Source organism: Serinicoccus sp. JS2-9 (assembly GCF_059025165.1).
In genome coordinates, this window is sequence record NZ_CM180091.1 from 1588463 (window position 1) to 1609409 (window position 20947).

The window sequence follows — 20947 nt, forward strand, 5'->3', positions numbered from 1 at the left end:
AGGTCTCGCTGCGGCAGCCGAGGAGGAGCAGGCGTGTCATGGTGCTCGACTCTAGCCGATCATCCTGACGCCCCGTCAACCTCTCGGTCAGGGCGTGGCGGCGGTGACGGTGGGCTTCCACGAGGGGCGCCCGGCCTCGAAGGCGTCGATGTCCCCGTCGTGCTGGAGGGTGAGCGAGATGTCGTCGAGGCCGTTCTCCAGCCGCCACGCGACGTAGTCGTCGATCTCGAAGGTGGCCACCACGTCCCCGCAGACCACGCTGCGCCCGGGGAGGTCGACGGTGATCTCGGTGCCGGGCTCGGCCTCCAGCTGCTTCCAGATGAGCTCGATGTCGCCCTGGTCCAGCTGCGCCGTGAGCAGCCCCTGCTTGCCGGAGTTGCCGCGGAAGATGTCGGCGAACTTGCTCGACAGCACCGCGCGGAAGCCATACTGCTGCAGCGCCCACACGGCATGTTCCCGGCTGGACCCGGTGCCGTAGTCGGGTCCGGCGACGAGCACCGAGCCCTGGGCATACGGCTCCGTGTTGAGCACGAAGGACGGGTCCTCTCGCCAGCGCGAGAAGAGCCCCTTCTCGAAGCCGGTGCGCGAGACCTGCTTGAGCCAGTGGGCCGGGATGATCTGGTCGGTGTCGACGTTGGAGCGGCGCAGCGGCACGCCGATCCCGGTATGCGTGGTGAAGGGTTGCATCAGACCAGCACCTCCTGCGTCGCGGTCGCCGGCTCCAGGTCGGCCGGGCTGGAGAGGGTGCCCCGGACCGCGGTGGCCGCCGCCACCGCCGGGGACACGAGGTGGGTGCGCCCGCGGGCCCCTTGCCGTCCCTCGAAGTTGCGGTTGGACGTGGAGGCGCAGCGCTCCTCCGGCGCGAGCTGGTCAGGGTTCATCCCCAGGCACATCGAGCAGCCGGCCAGCCGCCACTCGGCCCCGGCGTCGAGGAAGACCTGGTCCAGCCCCTCTTCCTCGGCCTGGAGCCGCACCAGGTGGGAGCCGGGCACGACGAGCATCCGCACCCCGTCGGCCACCGTCCGGCCGCGCAGGATCTCCGCCGCGACCCGCAGGTCGTCCATCCGGCCGTTGGTGCAGGAGCCGAGGAAGACGGCGTCGACGGAGACCTCCCGCATCGGCGTCCCCGCGGCGAGGCCCATGTAGTCCAGCGCCCGGCGGGCGGCGTCCTGGGCGTCGTCGTCGCCCGCCGCCTCCGGGTCGGGGACCTCCTGACCGAGCTGCACCGACTGACCCGGGTTGGTGCCCCAGGTGACGTACGGCGTGAGCTGGTCGGCGTCGATGACGATCTCGGCGTCGAAGACGGCGTCATCGTCGGTGCGCAGCTCGCGCCAGGCCGCCACGGCGGCGTCCCAGTCGGCGCCGGTCGGCGCGTGCGGTCGGCCCTGGACGTAGGCGAAGGTCGTCTCGTCGGGCGCGACCATGCCAGCGCGGGCCCCGGCCTCGATCGACATGTTGCAGATCGTCATCCGGCCCTCCATCGAGAGCGCCTCGATCGCCGACCCGCGGTACTCCAGCACGTAGCCCTGCCCACCGCCCGTGCCGATCCGGTTGATGACCGCCAGGATGATGTCCTTGGCCGCGACGCCGTCGGGCAGCCTGCCCTCGACCGTGATCGCCATGGTCTTGAACGGGCGCAGCGGCAACGTCTGCGTCGCCAGCACGTGCTCGACCTCGCTCGTCCCGATCCCGAAGGCCAGCGCGCCGAAGGCGCCGTGCGTGCTCGTGTGGCTGTCGCCGCAGACGATCGTCATGCCGGGCTGGGTCAGGCCCAGCTCCGGGCCGATGACGTGCACGATGCCCTGCCCCCGTCGCCCGCGCTCATGGTGGACGATCCCGAACTCCTCGCAGTTCGTCTTCAGCGCCTCCAACTGGGTCCGGGAGGTGAGATCGGTCACCGGCCCGAGCGTCGTGGGGACGTTGTGGTCCTCGGTCGCGAGCGTGAGGTCCGGCCGACGGACCGGGCGCCCCTGCTCCCGCAGTCCGTCGAAGGCCTGGGGGCTGGTCACCTCGTGGATGAGGTGCAGGTCGATGTAGAGGAGGTCTGGCTCACCCTCGACCGAGCGCACGACGTGCTGCGCCCAGAGCTTCTCGGCCAGGGTGCGCGGTGCTGATCCGGACACGAGTCGACCCCATCCTTTCGGTGACGGCGGGTTGGGAGAGAATGCGCTCAACTGTAATGCCCGCACGTTGACGTTACGTCACGGAGGTCCTGCCTGTGCCCACCCGAACTCACTCCCTCGCCGTCCTCCCGGGTGACGGCGTCGGCCCCGAGGTGACCACCGCGGCGCTGCAGGTCCTCGACGCCGCGCAGCAGCGCTTCGGCTTCACCACCGAGCGCGCGGAGGTGCCGCTCGGCGCCGACCACTACCTCGCGACCGGCGAGCTGCTCCCCGAGGAGACCGTCGCCGAGCTGCGGCGTCACGACGCGATCCTCTTCGGTGCCATCGGCTCCCCGACGGTCCGTCCCGGGATCCTGGAGCGCGGCATCATCCTCGCGCTCCGCGGGGCGATGCGGCAGGCGGTCAACCTCCGTCCGGTCCGGCTCTACCCCGGCGTCCCCACCCCCATCTCCGGGCTGACGCCGCAGCGGTGCGACATGGTCATCGTCCGCGAGAACACCGAGGGCGCCTACGTCGCCCAGGGCAGCGCGGTGCACCGGGGCACGCCCGCCTGGACCGCCGTCCAGGAGTCGGTCAACACCTGGTATGCCGTGGAGCGCGCCGTGGACTTCGCCTACCGGCTCGCGCAGGTCCGCCGCGGGAGGCTCACCCTCTGCCACAAGACGAACGTCCTGGTGGAGGCGGGCGCGCTGTGGCTGCAGGTGATGGAGGAGGTGGGTGCGCGCTACCCGGACGTCGAGACCGACTACGTCCATGTCGACGCCATGTGCATGCACCTGCCGGTCAGCCCGGAGCGCTTCGACGTCGTGGTCACCGACAACCTCTTCGGCGACATCGTCACCGACCTCGGAGCCGTCGTACAGGGTGGGCTGGGCGTCGCCGCCAGCGGCAACCTCAACATCGAAGGCACCGGGACGTCCATGTTCGAGCCGATCCACGGCTCGGCACCCGACATCGCCGGGCGCGGCTGGGCCAACCCGGCCGGCGCCTGCCTGTCCCTGGCCCTGCTGCTCGGTCACGTCGGCGAGGGCGAGGCCGCGGCGGCGGTCGAGGGCGCGACGGCCGCCGTCCTCTCGGGGTTGCCGGCACTCGCGGGGGAGGCGATGGGCGCCAGCACCGCCGAGCTCGGCGAGCAGATCGCGACTGCGGTCGCGGACGGCACCTCCGAGCCGGTGGGGGGCAGCCTCATGAGCCAGCTCGCCACCGTGATGGCGCGGTGATGACCGGTGCTGAGGCCGTGACGCGTCCCGAGGGCCGCGTGAGCGACCTCTGGCCCGCCCGCGCCACCGTCGACCTGGACGCGATCGCGCACAACGTCGACGTGCTCCGCGCGCGCTCCGGCGGGGCCGCGCTCATGGCCGTGGTCAAGGCCGATGCCTACGGCCACGGTCTGGTCCCGTCCGCCCGGGCCGCGCTCGCGGGAGGCGCGGCGGAGCTGGGAGTCGCCCAGCCGACCGAGGCGCTGGCGTTGCGCGCGGCGGGGATCACGGCGCCGGTCCTGTGCTGGCTCGCGGCGCCCGGTCTCGACCTGCGTCCCGTGGTCGAGGCCGACGTCGAGATCGCGGCGTCCGCGCCCTGGGCGCTGGAGGCCGTCGCGCAGGCGGCCCGTGGACTCGGGCGTCCGGCGACGGTCCAGCTCAAGGCGGACACCGGCCTGGCGCGCAACGGCGCCTACGCGCTGCCCCTCGAGGACGGCGGGCGCACCGGGTGGGAGGAGCTCGTGCGGCGGGCGGCTGCGCTCGAGTCCGAGGGGCTGCTGCAGGTCCGGGGCCTCTTCAGCCACTTCGCCTACGCCGACGCGCCGTCGCACCCGACGGTACGCGCCCAGCAGGAGACCTTCGCCGCGGCGGTCTCGGTCGCCGAGCGCGCCGGGCTCCGGCCCGAGGTGCGCCACCTCAGCAACTCCGCCGCCACCCTCACCACCCCGGAGGCGGCCTGGGACATGGTCCGTCCCGGGCTGGCCGTCTACGGACTCTCACCGGCGCCCGACCTCGGCTCGGCCGCCGACTTCGGCCTCCGCCCAGCCATGCGGGTCACCGCGTCGGCGGTGGTCGCCAAGCGCATCCGGGCCGGTCAGGGCGTGTCCTACGGCCACACCTACGCGCCCCGGCGCGAGACCACGGTGATCGATGTCCCCCTCGGGTATGCCGACGGCATACCCCGGCACGCGTCCGGAGTCGGCCCGGTGCAGGTGCGGGGGCACCGGTTCACCCTGGCCGGCCGGGTCTGCATGGACCAGGTCGTCGTCGACGTCGGCGACCTCGACGTCGCCGCGGGCGAGGAGGTGGTGCTCTTCGGCGCCGGCGACGACGGCGAGCCGACGGCACAGGACTGGGCCGAGGCCGTCGGGACGATCAGCTACGAGATCGTCACCCGCTTCGGGCCGCGGGTGCCCAGGGTGCACACGGGCAGCGCCGGGACGACAGCGTGAGCGGCGACGGCACCGTCCGGCGGACCCTCCCGACGGCCCAGGACACCCAGGAGTTCGGGCGATCCCTGGGGCGGATCCTGCGCGCCGGCGACCTCGTCGTCCTCACCGGTGACCTGGGCGCCGGCAAGACGACCCTCACGCAGGGCCTCGGGGAGGGCCTGGGGGTGCGGGGCCCGATCACCTCACCCACCTTCGTCATCGCCAGGGTGCACCCCACCCTGGTCGGCGGGCCGCCCCTCGTGCACGTCGACGCCTACCGCCTCGGCGGTGGGGCCGAGCTGGACGACCTCGACCTCGACGCCGACGTCGAGGAGTCGGTCACCATCGTGGAGTGGGGGGAGGGGTTGGCCGAGGCGTTGGCGAGCGACCGCCTGGAGATCGTGCTGGTGCGGCCGGGCGGTGCCGGCCAGGATGGCGGGGCCGAGGAGGACCAGACGCGTCGGGCGCAGCTGACGGCAGTCGGTCCCGGATGGCAGGAGCGCCTGTCGTCCCTAGGCTGGTGAGCCATGAGCGCCCCCGTCGTGCTGACCGTGTGCACCGGCAACATCTGCCGCTCACCGCTGCTGGAGCGCCTGCTGCAGCGCACCCTCGACGACGCCCACGGGCTCGGTGCGGTGCAGGTGCGCTCGGCCGGGACGGCCGCGCTGGTCGATGCGGAGATGGACGAGCGCTCTGCCGCGCTCCTGCACGAGCTCGGCGGTGATCCGGACGGGTTCGTGGCGCGCCGACTCACCGCCTCCATGGTGACCGAGGCCGACCTGGTGCTGACCGCGACGCGCGAGCACCGGGCCGCCGTGGTCCGGATGGTCCCGAGCGCGACGCGCCGGACCTTCACCGTCCGTGAGCTGGCCGTCCTCGTCGCCCAGATCCCGGACACCGACCTGCCGGGGTGGGACGACCCACGCCAGGCGCTCGCCGCGCTGGCTGAGCGCGCGCGGCGGGAGCGCGCGGCTCTGGTCGGGCTCGATGCCGACGAGCTCGACGTGGTCGACCCCTATCGTCGCGACGACGGGGTCTACGTGCGGCTGCGGACCCAGGTCGAGCAGGCGCTGCCGCAGCTGCGCCGGGGGCTCAGCGGCGCCGGTGCAGCCACGTGAGCCCCCGGCCGTGACGGGGCAGGCGCAGCGGCGCGACGGCGAGCAGAGCCTCGGGGGGCAGGGCGCCGACCCGCCACGAATCGGTCCCGACCCCTGTCGCGTCGGACTCCACCCACAGGCGGCCGTCGGGCTCGCGCCGGGTGAGGCGTTTGATCGCGACCGGCCGTGGACCGTCAGGGCTGTCCGGGAGCCTGACCGCCACGACGTCTCCGAGCCGGGCGCGCACGCCATACACGAGCAGCACGCGGTCGGCCTCGACGAGAGTCGGCTCCATCGACGTCCCCACCACGCGCGCCAGGCCCAGCCGGACGGAGCGGGATCGGGGCACGCCGAATCACTCTAGCCGAAGGAAGGTGGACGCCCGAGGACAAGCCTGGCAAACTACGTGAAGTTTAAAGATTTGATAAAGTTACCCCTCAGTACCCGGACCCGAGCGGGTTGACTCAGATCCCAGCACGTCAGGCGGCATTCCCGTGACCACGACCGTCCAGTCGCTGCAGCACCACAGGGTGGCAGACGCGGCAGCGCGACAGCAGGCACCCCTGTTCGCGCTGCCTGGTGGGCTGGCCGACCGCAAGGGCCGAGGGCTGTCGCGTCGCTACCTCCCGCAGCAGCGAGCCCGTGGCTATCTCAGCGGCTACCTACGCAGCGTCCGCCTCCTCGACGTCCTGCTGGTCGCCCTCGCGGTCGCGGCCGCCCACATCACACGCTTCGGCACCGACAGCGCCACGCTCAGCGCGCAGTATCTACCCGAAGTCACCTACGTCTCGGTGTCGATCGGTCTGGCGCTCGGCTGGCTGGTCGCCCTGCACGTGCAGAATGCCTACGACGGACGGGTCGTCGGCCACGGGGTGCAGGAGTATCGCCATGTGCTCCAGGCCTCGACGTGGCTGTTCGCCGGCCTGGCCATCGTCGCCTACGCCCTGAAGCTGGACTTCGCCCGCGGCTTCGTGCTCCTGGCCTTCCCTCTCGGGACGGTCCTGCTCCTGGGCGGACGCTGGGCCGCCCGCCGCTGGCTGGTCCAGCAGCGCCGCGCCGGGCGGATGTCCGACCGGGTCCTCCTCGTCGGTGATCGGGAACACGTCGCGAGCCTCGTCGTCGCGCTGGGCCGGGCACCTGATGCCGGCTACAACGTCCTCGGTGCGTGCGTCGACCGCGCCAGCTCTGGCCGGGTCGAGGGGGTGCCGATCGTCGGTCCTGAGTCCGACGTCCTCATCCGCGCCCTCGAGCTCGACGTCGACGTCGTGGCGGTCTCCTCCTCCGCCGGGTTGGGCCAGACCGGGCTGCGCCAGCTGGGGTGGGCGCTGGAGGGGACGGACATCGACCTCGTCGTGGCGCCGGGCATCATGGACGTCGCCGGCCCGCGCGTGCTGACCCGCCCCGTCCAAGGACTCCCGCTCATCCACGTCGAGGCGCCGTCCTTCTCCGGGCCGACGCGCGTGCTCAAGAACGCGTTGGACCGGGTCGGGGCCGCCGTCGCCGTCCTCCTCTTCGCGCCTGTCCTGCTCGCCGTCGCCATCGCCGTCAAGCGCGAGGACTCCGGGCCGGTGATCTTCCGCCAGGAGCGGGTGGGCCGTGATGGCCGCAGCTTCGGGATGTTCAAGTTCCGCAGCATGGTGACCGACGCCGAGGGGCAACTCGCTCGGTTGATGGACGCCAACGAAGGGGCTGGGCCGCTGTTCAAGCTGCGGGCGGACCCGAGGGTCACCCGGGTCGGCGCGTTCATCCGCCGCTACTCTCTCGACGAGCTGCCGCAGCTGTTCAACGTGCTGCGTGGCGAGATGAGCCTGGTCGGTCCGCGGCCACCACTGCCGCGCGAGGTGGCGGTCTACGAGCAGGCCGCCCAGCGCCGTCTGCTGGTCAAGCCCGGTATGACGGGGCTGTGGCAGATCAGCGGGCGCAGCGATCTGTCGTGGGAGGAGTCGGTCCGGCTCGACCTCTACTACGTCGAGAACTGGACGCCCGTGCTCGACCTCATGATCATGTGGCGGACCGTGCTCGTGGTGACCCAGCCGGAGAGCACCGGCGGGGCGTACTGATCGCCGACCCGTGCCCCGCCGCTAGGCTGCGGGGGTGAGCAGCCGCATCGCCTATCTCGGGCCGGAGGGGACCTTCACCGAGCAGGCGGTCCGCCAGTGGGACCGCGACCAGAGGTATACCGCGTGGCCCGTCCCGACGGTGCCCTCGGCCATCGCGGCGCTGCGCGACGGCTCGGCGGCCACCGCAGTCGTGCCCTTCGAGAACTCCGTCGAAGGGTCCGTGCCGGCGACGCTGCAAGCACTCGCGGAGGCGAGCTCGGTGCGGATCGTCGAAGAGGTCCTCGTGGAGGTGCAGTTCAGCCTGCTCGTGCGCCCGGGCGCCCGGCTGGAGGACGTCCGCGTCGTCGCCACCCACCCGCACGCGGCCGCCCAGACCCGTGACTGGCTGGCCGAGCGGCTGCCCGACGCGCAGATCGTCCCCGAGTCCTCCACGGCGCGGGCCGCGCAGGCCGTGGCCGAGGGGTCCTACGACGCGGCGATCGCCGCACCCCGCGCCGGGGCGGCCTACGGGCTGGAGCAGGTGGCGGACCGGATCGCCGACCGCGACGGCGCGGTCACGCGCTTCGTCGTGCTGCAGGACGGCGCCCCGGTCCCGGAGCCGACCGGCGCGGACCGGACCACCTTGGTCGCCCTCATCTGGCAGAACCGGCCCGGTGCGCTCCTGGAGCTGCTCGAGCAGTTCGCGGTGCGCGGCATCGATCTGGTGCGGCTGGAGTCCCGTCCGACGGGGGAGGGCCTGGGCGAGTACTGCTTCTGGATCGACGCCGACGCGCACCTGCAGGAACCGCGGATGAGTGAGGCCCTGCTGGGGCTGCGGCGCACGTGCCGGGACGTGCGCTTCCTGGGGTCCTACCCCCGGGCCGACGGACACGTGTCGGCGGTGCCGGTCCACGCGGACGACGAGGCCTACGCCCAGGCCCGCTCCTGGCTGGACGCGCTGCGCTAGAGCTGGCGCCGGCCGGTCAGGTGTCGAGCTGCAGCCAGTGCGCCCAGCCGCCGTTGAGGACCAGCCAGGCGATGAGCCCGTAACCGGCCTGTCCCGGGTGGACCGTGTCGCCGGCCGCGAGGTCCGACTGCCACTGGTCGTGGCGCAGCAGCGGGGCGAAGCAGTCGACGAAGGGCACGCCGCGCCGTGCGCACACGTCGGCCTGCGCCTCGGCGAGGACCTGCAGCGTGGCGTTGACCTCGGCGTCCAGTGTCGGGGTCGGGCCCACGACGAAGGTGGCGATCCCCGTGGAGCTGGACTCGTCGAGGATGTTGGCGAGGTTGAGCCGGGACCGGGCGGTGGTGATGCCCTCGGCGACGTCCTCGGCCCCCACCCCGACGACGAGGCGTCGCTCGGAGCGGCCCTCCCAGCGGGCGGGGCACTCGGCGCGCCACCGGTGCATGACGTCCGCCGAGCTCGCGCCTCGGACGCCCAGGTTGTAGCTGGTCAGGGACCCTCCGGCGGCCCCGCCCATGGTCGAGGTGTCGGTCCGCCCGACGACGCGGTTGACCCAGCCCAGGGCCTTGGGATCGCCGTATCCCGCGACGAAGCCGTCACCGATGAAGCAGAGCCCCAGGTCACGGGGACCGTCGGTCACCTGGAAGTCGGCGCTCGGGGTGTATTCGATGTGGGCCGGCTCCCGGCCGTCCAGCTGCTGCTCGCTGCTCACGCGTCTCCCTCCGTCGTCAGGGCGTGGTGCCACGACTGTGTCACGTAGCGCGTCTCCCACCCCAACGAGCGGTAGAGGCCGTCGGCACCCGTGGGGCTGTCGGCGTCCACCTCCAGCCCCACGGAGGCGCGCCCGCGGAGGGCCGCGTCCGCGATGACGGTGCGCAGCAGGCCCTTGGCCACCCCACGGCCACGGGCCCGCCGGTGCACGCCGATGTAGTCGATGTAGGAGCTGTCGGGGGTGGCACGACCGTCGTCTCCGACGCTCCCGTGGCTGATGGAGGCCACGACCGCCCCCGCCGGCTCGCCGTCCACGGTCGCCAGCCACCAGTGGTCCCAGCGGTGGCCGGGGTCTTCCCGCAGGCGCTCGACGAACTCCTCGAAGGTCTCCCGGTAGGAGTTGAAGTGGTCGGCGAAGGACTCCTCCAGGACGAGGTGGACGGCACGCAGGTCCTCCTCGAGCGGCATACCGACGCCTTCGTCGCGACGCACCCGCTCGATGCTCACGCCCGCGCGCAGCTCGGGTGGTGCCGCATCCGCGTCGGCGTCGACCGGCCGACTCATCTGCCACCAGTCACGCACGTGGTCGTAGCCGGCCTCGCGCAGCCAGCGCTGCTGCCGCGGGTCGTCGGCGAACGCCCCGGAGTCCAGCTGCGTCGAGCTCATTCCGCGGTCGATGAGCACCTGCTGACCCAACTGGTCCACCCGGGCGAAGGCCCAGGCCGCGAGCGGGTCGGCAGCCTCGTCGGGCAGCTCGGGGTCCACGGTGACGCCGACGAGGATCCGGCCGGCGGCACGGTCGTGGAGGCTCACCCAGGCCCGCGCCTGACCCTCGGGGTCACGCACCATCTCGTGCAGGTGCGTGCTCGCCCCGCGGCCACTCACCTCCGCGGCGACGGAGTCGCTCTGGGCTCCCGGCCATCCCCGCGCCTCGTGCTCGTGGCGGCGCAGCAGCCGCACGAGGTCGTCGATGTCGTCGGTGCCCGGGCGGGAGGCCACCCAGCCCTCGGGCAGCGCCGGCGGGGAGGCGGGCGTCGTGGTGCCGCTCATGCGCGCCGGTCGAAGGCCTCGTCGTGCAGAGCGTCCTGCTCGACGGCGTGCACCTTCGCCGACCCCGTCGCCGGGGAGGCCGAGGCGGGGCGACTGACGACGCGGAGCGGGCGGTCCTCACCCTGCTCGCGCAGCGCGTCCGGCAGGTTGAGCGCCATGAACGGCCAGGCGCCCTGGTTGCGTGGCTCGTTCTGGACCCAGACCAGCTCGGCATGCGGATAGCTCGCCGTGATGGCGGCCAGCTGCTTGCCGGGGACGGGGTAGAGCTGCTCCAGCCGCACGATCGCGGTGCGGTCGTCCTCGCGCTTGGTGCGCTCGTCCTCGAGGTCGTAGACCAGCTTGCTGGAGGCCAGCAGCACCCGGTCCACCTGCTCGCGGTCCAGGTCGGCCCGGTCGGGCAGCACCGGCTCGAAGGTGCCCTCGGTGAAGTCGGACACCGCGCTGGCCGCGGCCTTGAGCCGGAGCATCGCCTTCGGGGTGAAGACGACGAGCGGACGACGCGGCCGCGCCGTCGCGTGCTGGCGCAGCAGGTGGAAGTAGGACGCCGGCGTCGAGGGGTAGGCGACCACCATGTTGTCCTCGGCGCACAGCTGCAGGTAGCGCTCGATGCGCGCGGAGGAGTGGTCCGGTCCCTGGCCCTCGTAGCCGTGCGGCAGCAGGAGCACGACCGAGCTGTGCTGGTCCCACTTCTGCTCCGAGGAGCTGATGAACTCGTCGACGACGGTCTGGGCGCCGTTGGCGAAGTCGCCGAACTGCGCCTCCCAGAGGACCAGCGCGTCGGTCTTCTCCACCGAGTAGCCGTACTCGAACCCCATCGCGGCGAACTCCGAGAGCAGCGAGTCGTAGACCTCGAAGATGGCCTGATCGTCGGACAGGTGGTGCAGCGGCGTCCAGCTGCGGGCCGTCTTCTTGTCGGTGAGCACCGCGTGCCGTTGCACGAAGGTGCCCCGGCGGCTGTCTTGTCCGTTCAGCCGGACCGGGGTGCCCTCCATCACGAGGGAGCCGAAGGCGATGAGCTCGGCCATGCCCCAGTCGATGCCGCCGTCGGTCGTCATCGCCTGCCGCGACTCGAGCAGCTTGGCGAGCTTGGGGTGGACGACGAAGCCCTCCGGCGGGGACCCGAAGGCCTCGCCGATGGTGCGCATCGTGTCGTCGCTGATAGCGGTCGGTCGGGGCTTGGTGGCGAGGTCGCCCTCGTCCTGCGCGTGCGGCCGCTCCAGCCCCGGGCTGCCATCGCCCTCCTTGAGCGCCTTCTTGGTCTCGGTGAAGACGTTCTCGAGCTGCTTCTGGTAGTCGCGCAGCGCCGCCTCGGCCTCCTCGACCGTGATGTCACCACGTCCGATGAGCGACTCGGTGTAGAGCTTACGGACCGAGCGCTTGGCCTCGATGAGGTCGTACATCAGCGGCTGCGTCATCGACGGGTCGTCGCCCTCGTTGTGGCCGCGCCGGCGGTAGCAGACCATGTCGATGACGACGTCCTTGCCGAACTCCTGCCGGAACTCGTAGGCGAGCTCGGCCACCCGGACGACGGCCTCGGGGTCGTCGCCGTTGACGTGGAAGATCGGGGCCTGCACGGTGCGGGCGAGGTCGGTGCAGTAGACCGACGAGCGGGAGTGCTGCGGCGCCGTCGTGAAGCCGACCTGGTTGTTGATGACCACGTGCAGGGTGCCACCGGTCCGGTATGCCGGGAGCTGGGACATCTGCATCGTCTCCAGGACGACGCCCTGCCCGGCGAAGGCCGCGTCGCCGTGCACGAGGACGGGCAGCACACCGTTCGGATCCCCGTCGGTCTCCCGCGAGATGCGGTCCTGCTTGGCGCGGGTGATGCCCTCGAGCACCGGGTTGACCGCCTCCAGGTGGGAGGGGTTGGCCGCGAGGTAGACCCGGGTGGTCTTGCCGTCCTCGGTGGTGAACTCGCCCTCGGTCCCGAGGTGGTACTTCACGTCACCGGACCCCTGCACCGAGCCGGGGGCGTGCTTGCCCTCGAACTCGCGGAAGATCTGACCGTAGGACTTGCCCGCGAGGTTGGCGAGGACGTTGAGTCGGCCGCGGTGCGGCATACCGATCGTGACCTCGGTCATCCCGTCGTCGGCGGCGCGGTTGAGGACCTTGTCCAGCAGCGCGATGACCGACTCGCCGCCCTCGAGGCTGAAGCGCTTCTGCCCGACGAACTTGGTCTGCAGGAAGGTCTCGAAGGCCTCCGCCGCGTTGAGCCGGCGCAGGATCCGCAGCTGCTCGGCCGGTGCCGGCTTCTCGAAGGGCACCTCCAACTTCTTCTGGAACCACTGCCGCTGCTCGGGGTCCTGGATGTGCATGTACTCGATGCCGACCGTGCGGCAGTAGGTGTCCCGCAGGATGCCGAGGATGCGCCGCAGGCTGAGTCGCGCCTTGCCGCCGAAGCCACCGGTCGGCACCTCTCGGTCGAGGTCCCACAGGGTGAGCCCGTGGTTCTCGATCGCCAGGTCTGGGTGCCGCCGCTGGCGGTACTCCAGAGGGTCGGTGTCGGCCATGAGGTGGCCGCGGACGCGGTAGGCGTGGATGAGCTCCTGGATGCGGCTCGGCTTGGAGATGTCGTCGTCGTGCGTCGCCGAGATGTCGGGGTTCCAGCGGATCGGCTCGTAGGGGATCCGCAGCGAGGTGAAGATGTCGTCGTAGAAGCTGTCCTGGCCCAGGAGCAGCTGGTGCATCACCTTGAGGAACTCGCCCGACTGCGCACCCTGGATGATGCGGTGGTCGTAGGTCGAGGTGAGGGTCAGGATCTTGCTCACGCCGTTGGCGACGATCCGCTCGGACGCGGCGCCCTGCCACTCGGCGGGGTAGTCCAGCGAGCCGACGCCGATGATCGCGCCCTGCCCCTTCATCAAACGGGGCACCGAGTGCAGGGTGCCGATCCCGCCGGGGTTAGTCAGGCTGATCGTCGTGCCCTGGAAGTCCTCGATGGTGAGCTTGCCGTCGCGGGCCTTCTTGACGATCTTCTCGTAGGCCGACCAGAAGTCGTAGAAGCTCATGTCCTCGGCGCTCTTGATGCTCGGGACGAGGAGCTGACGGGTGCCGTCGGTCTTGGGGACGTCGATGGCCAGGCCGAGGTTGACGTGCGCCGGCTCGACCAGCGTGGGCTTGCCGTTCTCGGTGGTGAAGCCGTTGTTCATCGCGGGCATCGCCTGCAGCGCCCGCACCATGGCGTAGCCGATGAGGTGCGTGAAGCTCACCTTGCCACCGCGGCTGCGGGCGAGGTGGTTGTTGATCACCGTGCGGTTGTCGATGAGCAGCTTGGCGGGGAGGTTGCGGGCGCTGGTGGCGGTGGGCACCTCCAGCGAGGAGTCCATGTTGGACACGACGCGCGCCGCCGCACCCTTGAGCGGGACGAGGGAGACCTCCTCCTGCGGACCGGTGGACTTCGGTGCGGGTGCCTCACGCGACATGGGGGCATTCTTGGCGGGCTTGTCCTTCGCGGCGCCCTGGTCGCTCTTGCTCTGGTCGTCCTTGCTCTGGTCGCCCTGGGTCTCGTCCTTCGCCGAGGACGAGTCCTTCGCGTCCTTCGCGCCGCTGCCGGACGTGGTGTCCTTCGACCCGCCGGAGCCCTTCGTGTCCTTCGCGGACGTCGCCTTCCGGGCGTCGTCGCTGCCGGACGAGCTCGAGGAGGACGTGCTGGGGCTGGTCGAGCCGGATCCGCTCCGGCGCGGCGGTGCCGGCGCGATCTTGCGCGCGGGAGGTGCCGAGGTCGCCCCGCCGTGGGAGGAGGAGCCGGAGGACGGGGCCGATGAGCCGTTGCTGCTGGGCTCGCCCTTCTCGAAGTATCGGCGCCAGGCCGGATCGACCGAGGCTGGGTCCTGGTCGAACTGCTCCCGCATTTCCTCCACGAGCCATTCGTTGGCTCCGAAGTCGGTGGTGGTGTCGCTGCTGGGCGGGTTCGCCACGGGGTCTGCGCCTCTTCTCACGTCCGGGGAATGCCTCGCGCGCGCCGCACAGCGCCCGCGCCGCCCTCAGCCTATCTCCTGCGCAGGTGAAGTGCAGGAGGCGGGCCGAGGGGGCGCGGGCGGAAGCGGTGTGCTCAGGTGACGTCGCGTCGGGAGGTGAGGATCCAGCCGAGGGCCGTCATGAGCAGTGCGTAGCCGAGCAGCACGAGGGCACCGGCCCACCAGCTGAGCAGGTCGCCGCCGCCGAAGATGTCGGCGGCCCCGGAGTCCACGCCGGCGTAGAGGTCCAGGGCGGCCGTGGTGGCCTGGCTGGGGAAGTAGCGCGCGGCGTCGGCGACCGGGTCCAGGAAGGTGATGAGAAAGCTGAGCAGCGGCTCCACGAGCAGCGCGATGGCGATCCCCGTGAAGAGTGCGACGACCTGGTTGGGGATGAGGACACCGAGGCCGAAGCCGATGAACCCCCAGAGCACGAGGATGAGCAGCAGGCGCGACAGGGTCAGCACCAACCCTCCCGCGGCCGGAAAGATCGGGACGTCGCCGGTGGCCAGGACCAGTCCACCGCCCAGGAGGCTGCCGCCGATGAAGGCCAGGCCGTTGAGGGCGACGACGATCGCGAGCGCGGCCAGCTTGCCGACCAGCAGGTTGCCCCGGCGCGGGGTGCCCAGGAGCGTGCTGGTGATGGTCTGGTGGCGGTACTCGCCGCTCATGGACAGGATGCCGAGCACCAGCGCGAGCAGGTAGCCGAACTGGAAGCCGCCGGTGTAGACGAGGCGGGCGATGGCGGTCTCGCCGAAGGCCTCGACCGGGGCCACCATCTCGCCGTCCGGGCCGGGGATCTCGCCGAAGCTGACCAGGGCGAATCCTTGCAGCGCGGCGAAGAGGGCGCCGACGACGAACATCGCCACCGGCATGGCCCAGGAGATCCGGGTGGTGCTGGTCTTGCGCACCTCGGAGCGCACGAGCGAGATCATCAGGCGGCCTCCTGCCCGGTCGAGCGGTTGCGGTTCTGGTGTTCCGGTGCCTCGGTCAGCTCGAGGAAGAGCCGCTCGAGGTCGGTGCGCAGGGGGCGCAGCTCGTGCACCGGCGCTCCGGCCGCCAGCGCCGCATCACCCACGGCGGACAGGTCGCCGGTCTGGACGCGCAGCGCCCCCTCCCCCTGCTCGGGCGCGAGCTCGACCTGCAGGCCGGCCTGCTCCAACGCGTGCCCGAGTGCGCCCGCGTCCCGGGTGCGGACCAGCACGGCGGGCTCGCCGTGCAGCTCGTCCATGGTGCCGCGCCGCACGAGGTGACCGTTGGCGATGATGACGACGTCCTCGACGGTCTGCTCCACCTCCGCGAGCAGGTGCGAGCTGACAAGGACCGTCTTGCCCTGCTCCTGGGCCAGGTGCTGCAGGAAGCCGCGCATCCACCGGATGCCCTCCGGGTCCAGGCCGTTCGCCGGCTCGTCCAGCAGGAGCACGTCGGGATCACCCAGCAGCGCGGCGGCGAGGCCGAGCCGCTGCCGCATACCCATGGAGTAGCCGCCCGCCTTCTTGCGCGCAGCGGCGGGGATGCCCACCAGCTCGAGCAGCTCGTCGACCCGAGCGTCCGGGATGCGGTGGGTGGCGGCGAGGACCCGCAGGTGGTTGCGCCCGCTGCGACCCGGGTGGAACCCGGTCGCCTCCAGGGCGGCCCCCACGGTCTGGATCGGGTGCCGCAGCTCGGCATACCGCTTGCCGCCGATGAGCGCCTGGCCCTCCGAAGGGCGGATGAGCCCGAGCAGCATGCGCAACGTGGTCGTCTTGCCGGCCCCGTTGGGTCCGAGGAAGCCGGTGACCCTTCCCGGGGCCACGTCGAAGGTGAGGTTGTCGACGGCCTTGAAGGACCCGAAGGTCTTGGTGAGGCCGCGGACACTGATCCCGGTCCCCTGCGTCGGGGGCGTGTCTGTGGTCATGGGGCCAAGTCAACCAACCCCGTGCGATGGACACATCGGTCGCCCGGGTGATCTTGATCGCGGTCAGGCTACGACCTGGGTATGACGCTCGTGTCCGGCGAAGCCGCTCACGGCAGCAGGGGTATGACGCCGCTCACCCCAGGCGGACCACGACCGTCTTGGTCCGGGTGAAGCCGGCGAAGGCCTCGATCCCCTTCTCGCGCCCGTAGCCCGACGCCTTGACGCCGCCGAAGGGGAGCTCCACGCCGCCGCCGGCCCCGTAGCCGTTGACGAAGACCTGGCCCGCCTCCAGCGCGGCGGCGAGCCGGTGCGTCCGGGACAGATCGCGCGTCCAGAGGGCTGCGAGCAGGCCGTAAGGCGTGCCGTTGGCCAGCGCCACCGCCTCCTCCTCGTCGGTGAAGGGCAGGGTGACCAGGACCGGCCCGAAGACCTCCTCCTGGGCGATGGGCTCAGCGGGGTCGACGTCGTCGACGAGCGTCGGCAGCCAGTAGCAGCCCCGGGCGAGGCGTTCGTCGGTCGGGGCCGAGCCGCCGGTCACCACCTCGCCCCGGCGCACGCCCGCGACATACCCCTGCACCCGCTCCTGCTGCCGCCGCGACACCAACGGGCCGAGATCGGGGTCCTCCAGCCCCGGCCCGAGCGTGGTGCCGGCGAAGCGCTCGGCGATCGCGGCAACGACCTGGTCCCGCACCGAGGCGTGGACGACCAGCCGTGCGCCGGCGGAGCACGTCTGCCCGGCGTTCTGCAGGATGCTGCGGGTGACCGTCGCCGCGACCTCGTCAAGGTCGGCGTCGGGGAAGACGACGTGCGCGGACTTGCCGCCGAGCTCCAGCACGGTCGGCACGACCCGGTCCGCAGCGGCGTGCGCGACCGTCGAGCCCGTGGCGGTCGACCCGACGAACCCGAGGTGCGACACCCCCGGATGGGCGGTGAGCGCCGCCCCCGCCTCGGCGCCGAGCCCGGGCACGATGCCCACCAGTCCGGGCGGCATACCGGCCTCCAGCGCGAGCAGCCCGAGCGCGACCGCGGTCCGCGGGGTCTCGTCCGCGGGCTTGAGCACGATCGCGTTGCCGGTGGCGGTCGCCGCGGCGAGGGACCGGGCGGCGAGCTGGAGCGGGTAGTTCCAGGCGACGACGCTGCCGACGACGCCGTAGGGCTCGTGCCGGGTGTAGACGTGGGTGGCGGGACCGAGCGGGATCGTCTGGCCGTAGTAGGCCTCGATCACGCGCCCGTAGTAGCGGAAGTAGCGCGCCGCCACGGTCGCGTCGTTCCGTGCCTGGGTGAGGGGCTTGCCGGTGTCCTGCGACTCGGTCCGCGCGAGGCTCTCCCGGTCGCGGTCCACCAGGTCGGCGAGTCGCGCGAGCGTGTCCGCGCGGACCTCGGTGGGTGTGGCGGCCCAGGCCGGCTGCGCCGCGGTGCCGGCCTGCACCGCCCGGTCGACCTCGTCGGCGCCCGACCGGGCGACCTGACCGAGCACCGAGCCGTCGGCCGGGTCGAGGTTGTCGTAGGTGTCGGTGACAGCCAGCTGCCGGTCGCCGACGAGCGGAAGGGTGGTCTGCATGGCCCTCAGCCTCCCAGGGTCCGGCGCAGGTGGCGGTACCACTCGCTCTGGAACCTGCGGCGTCGCTGGCGTGGTCGCCGGGCAGCCTAGCGCAACTGCGGGTGGCGGAGGTGGACAGGAATCGAACCTGCCAACGACGACGAGTCGCCGTTCCACGGACGTGAAGCCCGGGGGGCCCACCAGGAACCCTGACACCTCCCAGAGAGGAGCCGTTGCCGGCGCTTCCTCCATCAGGTGGATGGGCGCCCCCGGCAGGATTCGAACCTGCGCACCCGCCTCCGGAGGGCGGTGCTCTATCCCCTGAGCTACGGGGGCAACAGCGGCACACTCTAGCAGCGCGGCGGGGACCGGCCGAAATCCGCGTGCGGACCGACAGCGGTGCGCCCCTAGACTGGACCGGGTGACCCCAGAACAGCTCGCTGCAGCGATCCATGCCGTGCTCACGGAGGCTGTGGCCTCCGGGGACCTCGCCCTGGACGGGAGCCAGATCCCGTCCGCCGAGGAGCTGCGGGTGGAGCGTCCGCGCAGCCGCGAGCACGGTGACTGGTCGAGCAACGTCGCGCTGCAGCTGGCCAAGAAGGCCGGTATGCCGCCGCGCCAGGTGGCAGACACGCTCGCCCCGCGCCTCGCCGCCGTCGACGGGGTGGCCGGCGTCGACGTCGCCGGGCCGGGCTTCCTCAACATCAGCCTCGATGCCGCGAGCGCCGGAGAGCTGGCGCGGACCATCGTCGAGGCAGGTGAGGGCTTCGGCCGCAACGACTCGATGTCCGGCCGTGTCATCAACCTGGAGTTTGTCTCGGCCAACCCCACCGGGCCGCTGCACATCGGCCACACCCGGTGGGCCGCCCTCGGCGACGCCTTGCACCGGCTCTTCGTCGCCTGCGGCGCGAACGTCACCGCCGAGCACTACACCAACGACGCGGGCGCGCAGATGGGGCTGTTCGCCCGGTCGATCCTGGCCAGGGCCCGCGGTGAGGCGGTGCCCGAGGGTGGCTACCCCGGGGAGTACGTCGACGATCTCGCCGCGGACATCGTGGCCGAGCACCCCGAGCTGCCGGACCTTCCCGACACCGAGGCCGAGGCGATCTGCCTGGAGCGCGGCTGCGCCCTGCAGATGCAGCAGATCGAGCAGACCCTGAGCGACTTCCACGTCTCCTTCGACGTGTGGTTCAGCGAGAGGAGCCTGCACGATGCCGGTGCCGTGACCGAGGCGGTGGACCGGCTGCGCGAGCAGGGTCACGTCTTCGAGCACGAGGGCGCCACCTGGTTGCGGACCACCGACTTCGGGGACGACAAGGACCGCGTGCTCCTGCGCGCCGACGGCCGGCCGACCTACTTCGCCGCCGACTGCGCCTACTACCTGTCGAAGAAGGACCGGGGCTTCCCGGAGAAGGTCTACATGCTGGGCGCCGACCACCACGGCTACGTCGGGCGGCTGAAGGCCATCGCGGCCTGCGCCGGCGACGACCCCGAGACCAGCATCGAGGTGCTCATCGGCCAGCTCATCAACATCAGCGGCGAGCGGATGGGCAAGCGCCGCGGCAACGCGATCTTCCTCTCCGACCTGCTCGAGTGGATCGGCGCCGATCCCATCCGCTACAGCCTGGGGAGGTTCCCGGCCGATACGCCGCTGGACCTCGACGGCGAGGAGCTGCGCAAGCGCTCCAACGACAACCCCGTGTTCTACGTGCAGTACGCCCACGCCCGCACCTGCAACGTCGCCCGGCTGGCCGGGGAGGACGGCGTGCGCCGCGAGGACGGCTTCGACCCGGCGCTGCTCACCCACGAGACCGAGTCGGTGCTGCTCGCCGCCCTCGGCGACTTCCCGCGCGTCGTCGCGCAGGCGGCCCAGCTGCGCGAGCCGCACCGCGTCGCCCGCTACCTCGAGGACCTCGCGGGCCGCTTCCACAAGTGGTACGACGCGTGCCGCGTCCGCCCGATGAGCGCGGATGAGGAGATCACCGACCTGCACCGCTCGCGGCTGTGGCTCATCGATGCCACCCGCCAGGTGCTCGCCAGCGGCCTGGGTCTGCTCGGTGTGAGCGCGCCCGAGCGCCTGTGACCGACGGCCACCCGACCCGCATGCCCTTCCTCTCGCCCGACCACGACGACCCCACTCCTGGAGCCCGCCCGTGACCGAGTCCGCCCGCCCCCGTCCGTTGCGCGTCGCCCTCCTGGGCGGTGGCACCGTGGGTGCCGCCGTCGCCCGCCGCCTGCTCGCCGACGGCGACCGGTATGCCGCCGCGCTCGGTCGCCCGCTCGAGCTCACCGGGGTGGCGGTGCGGGACGCGTCCAGGCCGCGCGACGGCATACCGCACGACCTGCTCACGACCGACGCCGCCGCGCTCGCTGAGGCGGCGGACGTCGTCGTCGAGGTCATGGGCGGGCTGGAGCCGGCGGGGACGCTCATCGAGGGGGCGCTGCACCGCGGTGCCGAGGTGGTCACCGCCAACAAGCAGCTCATCGCCCGCCAGGGGGAGCGGCTGCACACGGTCGCGGCCGAGAGCGGCGCGGGGCTGCACTACGAGGCCGCTGTCATGGCCGCCGTCCCCGTGATGGTCGTGGTCCGCGAGTCGCTCGCGGGCGACGACATCACCGCGATCCGGGGCATCGTCAACGGGTCCACCAACTACGTCCTCGACCTGGTGGCGCGCGAGGGGGTGCCGTTTGCCGACGCCGTGCGTCAGGCCGGCGAGCTGGGCTACCTGGAGGCCGACCCCACCGAGGACCTCGAGGGCCTGGACGCCGCCGCCAAGATCGTCATCCTGGCGCGGACCGCCTGGCGTGGGCCGGTGGAGCTCGCTGACGTCGACGTCACCGGCATCTCCGGGCTGACCGACGACGACTTCGCGGCGGCGACCGAGCGCGGGCAGGTGCTCAAGCTGGTCGCCTCGGCGACCCGCCCAGAGGCAGGGGAGCGGCCCGTCGTCACCGTCGGCCCGGTGGCGCTCCCGGTGGACGACCCGCTCGCCCAGGTGCAGGGCGGCACCAACCTGGTGGAGATCGAGGCCACCTGCGCGGGTCCGGTGCGGCTCGTCGGAGCCGGAGCCGGAGGCGACGAGACGGCCTCGGCGGTCCTGGGTGACATCCTCCGTGCGGCACGTCGCCGCTGACCGGCCCGGGTGGTATGGATCGCCCATGC

Annotated in this window: 17 protein-coding genes and 2 tRNA genes; 8 read left to right on the forward strand and 11 right to left on the reverse strand. The window is 72.1% G+C overall.

Features of this window, described 5'->3' with window-relative positions; all coding sequences use genetic code 11:
* Positions 1 to 87 precede the first annotated feature (87 nt).
* Positions 88 to 687 (reverse strand): 3-isopropylmalate dehydratase small subunit, encoded by a 600-nt coding sequence (leuD, locus tag AC5PYY_RS07900; protein WP_493899220.1) that lies wholly within the window; start codon positions 685 to 687, stop codon positions 88 to 90.
* Complete coding sequence (gene leuC / locus AC5PYY_RS07905) at positions 687 to 2123, reverse strand: 3-isopropylmalate dehydratase large subunit (protein ID WP_493899221.1); 1437 nt, start codon at positions 2121 to 2123, stop codon at positions 687 to 689. Before leuC ends, leuD begins: the two co-directional genes overlap by 1 nt.
* A gap of 95 nt (positions 2124 to 2218) precedes the next feature.
* Here leuC and AC5PYY_RS07910 point away from each other — a divergent pair, with 95 nt between their 5' ends.
* The 4 genes from AC5PYY_RS07910 to AC5PYY_RS07925 are packed head-to-tail and all read left to right on the forward strand — an operon-like array spanning position 2219 to position 5651.
* Complete coding sequence (locus tag AC5PYY_RS07910) at positions 2219 to 3343, forward strand: 3-isopropylmalate dehydrogenase (RefSeq protein WP_493899222.1); 1125 nt, start codon at positions 2219 to 2221, stop codon at positions 3341 to 3343.
* Complete coding sequence (alr, locus tag AC5PYY_RS07915; protein ID WP_493899223.1) at positions 3343 to 4554, forward strand: alanine racemase; 1212 nt, start codon at positions 3343 to 3345, stop codon at positions 4552 to 4554. The genes AC5PYY_RS07910 and alr overlap by 1 nt, the downstream gene beginning before the upstream one ends.
* Positions 4551 to 5057 carry a tRNA (adenosine(37)-N6)-threonylcarbamoyltransferase complex ATPase subunit type 1 TsaE gene (gene tsaE, locus AC5PYY_RS07920; RefSeq protein WP_493899224.1) on the forward strand — a complete coding sequence of 169 codons (507 nt, stop codon included), beginning with the start codon at positions 4551 to 4553 and terminating at the stop codon, positions 5055 to 5057. Before alr ends, tsaE begins: the two co-directional genes overlap by 4 nt.
* Before the next feature lie 3 nt (positions 5058 to 5060).
* On the forward strand, positions 5061 to 5651 hold the full coding sequence (locus tag AC5PYY_RS07925; RefSeq protein ID WP_493899225.1) for an arsenate reductase/protein-tyrosine-phosphatase family protein: 591 nt from the start codon (positions 5061 to 5063) through the stop codon (positions 5649 to 5651).
* Here the strand turns inward: AC5PYY_RS07925 and AC5PYY_RS07930 are convergent.
* Positions 5626 to 5979 carry a S24/S26 family peptidase gene (locus tag AC5PYY_RS07930; RefSeq protein WP_493899226.1) on the reverse strand — a complete coding sequence of 118 codons (354 nt, stop codon included), beginning with the start codon at positions 5977 to 5979 and terminating at the stop codon, positions 5626 to 5628. The genes AC5PYY_RS07925 and AC5PYY_RS07930 overlap by 26 nt on opposite strands.
* Before the next feature lie 145 nt (positions 5980 to 6124).
* On the opposite strand from AC5PYY_RS07930, the gene AC5PYY_RS07935 reads away from it, so the two are divergent.
* Both AC5PYY_RS07935 and pheA read left to right on the forward strand, forming a co-directional pair.
* A complete protein-coding gene (locus tag AC5PYY_RS07935) occupies positions 6125 to 7690 on the forward strand; it encodes a sugar transferase (RefSeq protein ID WP_493899227.1) in 1566 nt (521 codons plus the stop codon).
* A gap of 34 nt (positions 7691 to 7724) precedes the next feature.
* Positions 7725 to 8636, forward strand: a complete 912-nt coding sequence (pheA, locus tag AC5PYY_RS07940; protein WP_493899228.1) for a prephenate dehydratase — start codon at positions 7725 to 7727, stop codon at positions 8634 to 8636.
* A 16-nt stretch (positions 8637 to 8652) separates the two neighbouring features.
* Here the strand turns inward: pheA and AC5PYY_RS07945 are convergent, their stop codons facing one another.
* The 8 genes from AC5PYY_RS07945 to AC5PYY_RS07980 form a co-directional block, all read right to left on the reverse strand.
* Entirely contained in the window at positions 8653 to 9345 is a 693-nt protein-coding gene (locus AC5PYY_RS07945; protein ID WP_493899229.1) for a GDSL-type esterase/lipase family protein, read from the reverse strand.
* Positions 9342 to 10394 (reverse strand): GNAT family N-acetyltransferase, encoded by a 1053-nt coding sequence (locus tag AC5PYY_RS07950; RefSeq protein WP_493899230.1) that lies wholly within the window; start codon positions 10392 to 10394, stop codon positions 9342 to 9344. Before AC5PYY_RS07950 ends, AC5PYY_RS07945 begins: the two co-directional genes overlap by 4 nt.
* Entirely contained in the window at positions 10391 to 14311 is a 3921-nt protein-coding gene (locus AC5PYY_RS07955; RefSeq protein WP_493899231.1) for a multifunctional oxoglutarate decarboxylase/oxoglutarate dehydrogenase thiamine pyrophosphate-binding subunit/dihydrolipoyllysine-residue succinyltransferase subunit, read from the reverse strand. Before AC5PYY_RS07955 ends, AC5PYY_RS07950 begins: the two co-directional genes overlap by 4 nt.
* A gap of 134 nt (positions 14312 to 14445) precedes the next feature.
* The gene (locus AC5PYY_RS07960; RefSeq protein ID WP_493899232.1) at positions 14446 to 15282 is read right to left on the reverse strand and encodes an ABC transporter permease subunit; all 837 of its coding nucleotides are present in this window, start codon (positions 15280 to 15282) and stop codon (positions 14446 to 14448) included.
* Positions 15282 to 16244 (reverse strand): ABC transporter ATP-binding protein, encoded by a 963-nt coding sequence (locus tag AC5PYY_RS07965; protein WP_493899233.1) that lies wholly within the window; start codon positions 16242 to 16244, stop codon positions 15282 to 15284. Before AC5PYY_RS07965 ends, AC5PYY_RS07960 begins: the two co-directional genes overlap by 1 nt.
* Before the next feature lie 133 nt (positions 16245 to 16377).
* The gene (locus AC5PYY_RS07970) at positions 16378 to 17805 is read right to left on the reverse strand and encodes an aldehyde dehydrogenase family protein (RefSeq protein ID WP_493899234.1); all 1428 of its coding nucleotides are present in this window, start codon (positions 17803 to 17805) and stop codon (positions 16378 to 16380) included.
* Positions 17806 to 17907: 102 nt separating this feature from the next.
* Positions 17908 to 18004 (reverse strand) — tRNA-Sec (locus tag AC5PYY_RS07975).
* Positions 18005 to 18048: 44 nt separating this feature from the next.
* Positions 18049 to 18120 (reverse strand) — tRNA-Arg (locus AC5PYY_RS07980).
* A gap of 85 nt (positions 18121 to 18205) precedes the next feature.
* On the opposite strand from AC5PYY_RS07980, the gene AC5PYY_RS07985 reads away from it, so the two are divergent.
* Both AC5PYY_RS07985 and AC5PYY_RS07990 read left to right on the forward strand, forming a co-directional pair.
* Positions 18206 to 19867, forward strand: a complete 1662-nt coding sequence (locus tag AC5PYY_RS07985; protein ID WP_493899235.1) for an arginine--tRNA ligase — start codon at positions 18206 to 18208, stop codon at positions 19865 to 19867.
* Positions 19868 to 19937: 70 nt separating this feature from the next.
* On the forward strand, positions 19938 to 20918 hold the full coding sequence (locus AC5PYY_RS07990) for a homoserine dehydrogenase (RefSeq protein WP_493899236.1): 981 nt from the start codon (positions 19938 to 19940) through the stop codon (positions 20916 to 20918).
* The last annotated feature ends 29 nt before the right edge of the window (positions 20919 to 20947 follow it).

Bases quoted from the DNA above. Each gene is read 5' to 3' on its own strand.
- leuD (WP_493899220.1), bottom strand. From the start codon at position 687: ATGCAACCCTTCACCACGCATACCGGGATCGGCGTGCCGCTGCGCCGC.
- alr (WP_493899223.1), top strand. From the start codon at position 3,343: ATGACCGGTGCTGAGGCCGTGACGCGTCCCGAGGGCCGCGTGAGCGAC.
- AC5PYY_RS07925 (WP_493899225.1), top strand. From the start codon at position 5,061: ATGAGCGCCCCCGTCGTGCTGACCGTGTGCACCGGCAACATCTGCCGC.
- AC5PYY_RS07950 (WP_493899230.1), bottom strand. From the start codon at position 10,394: ATGAGCGGCACCACGACGCCCGCCTCCCCGCCGGCGCTGCCCGAGGGC.
- AC5PYY_RS07960 (WP_493899232.1), bottom strand. From the start codon at position 15,282: ATGATCTCGCTCGTGCGCTCCGAGGTGCGCAAGACCAGCACCACCCGG.
- AC5PYY_RS07965 (WP_493899233.1), bottom strand. From the start codon at position 16,244: ATGACCACAGACACGCCCCCGACGCAGGGGACCGGGATCAGTGTCCGC.
- AC5PYY_RS07970 (WP_493899234.1), bottom strand. From the start codon at position 17,805: ATGCAGACCACCCTTCCGCTCGTCGGCGACCGGCAGCTGGCTGTCACC.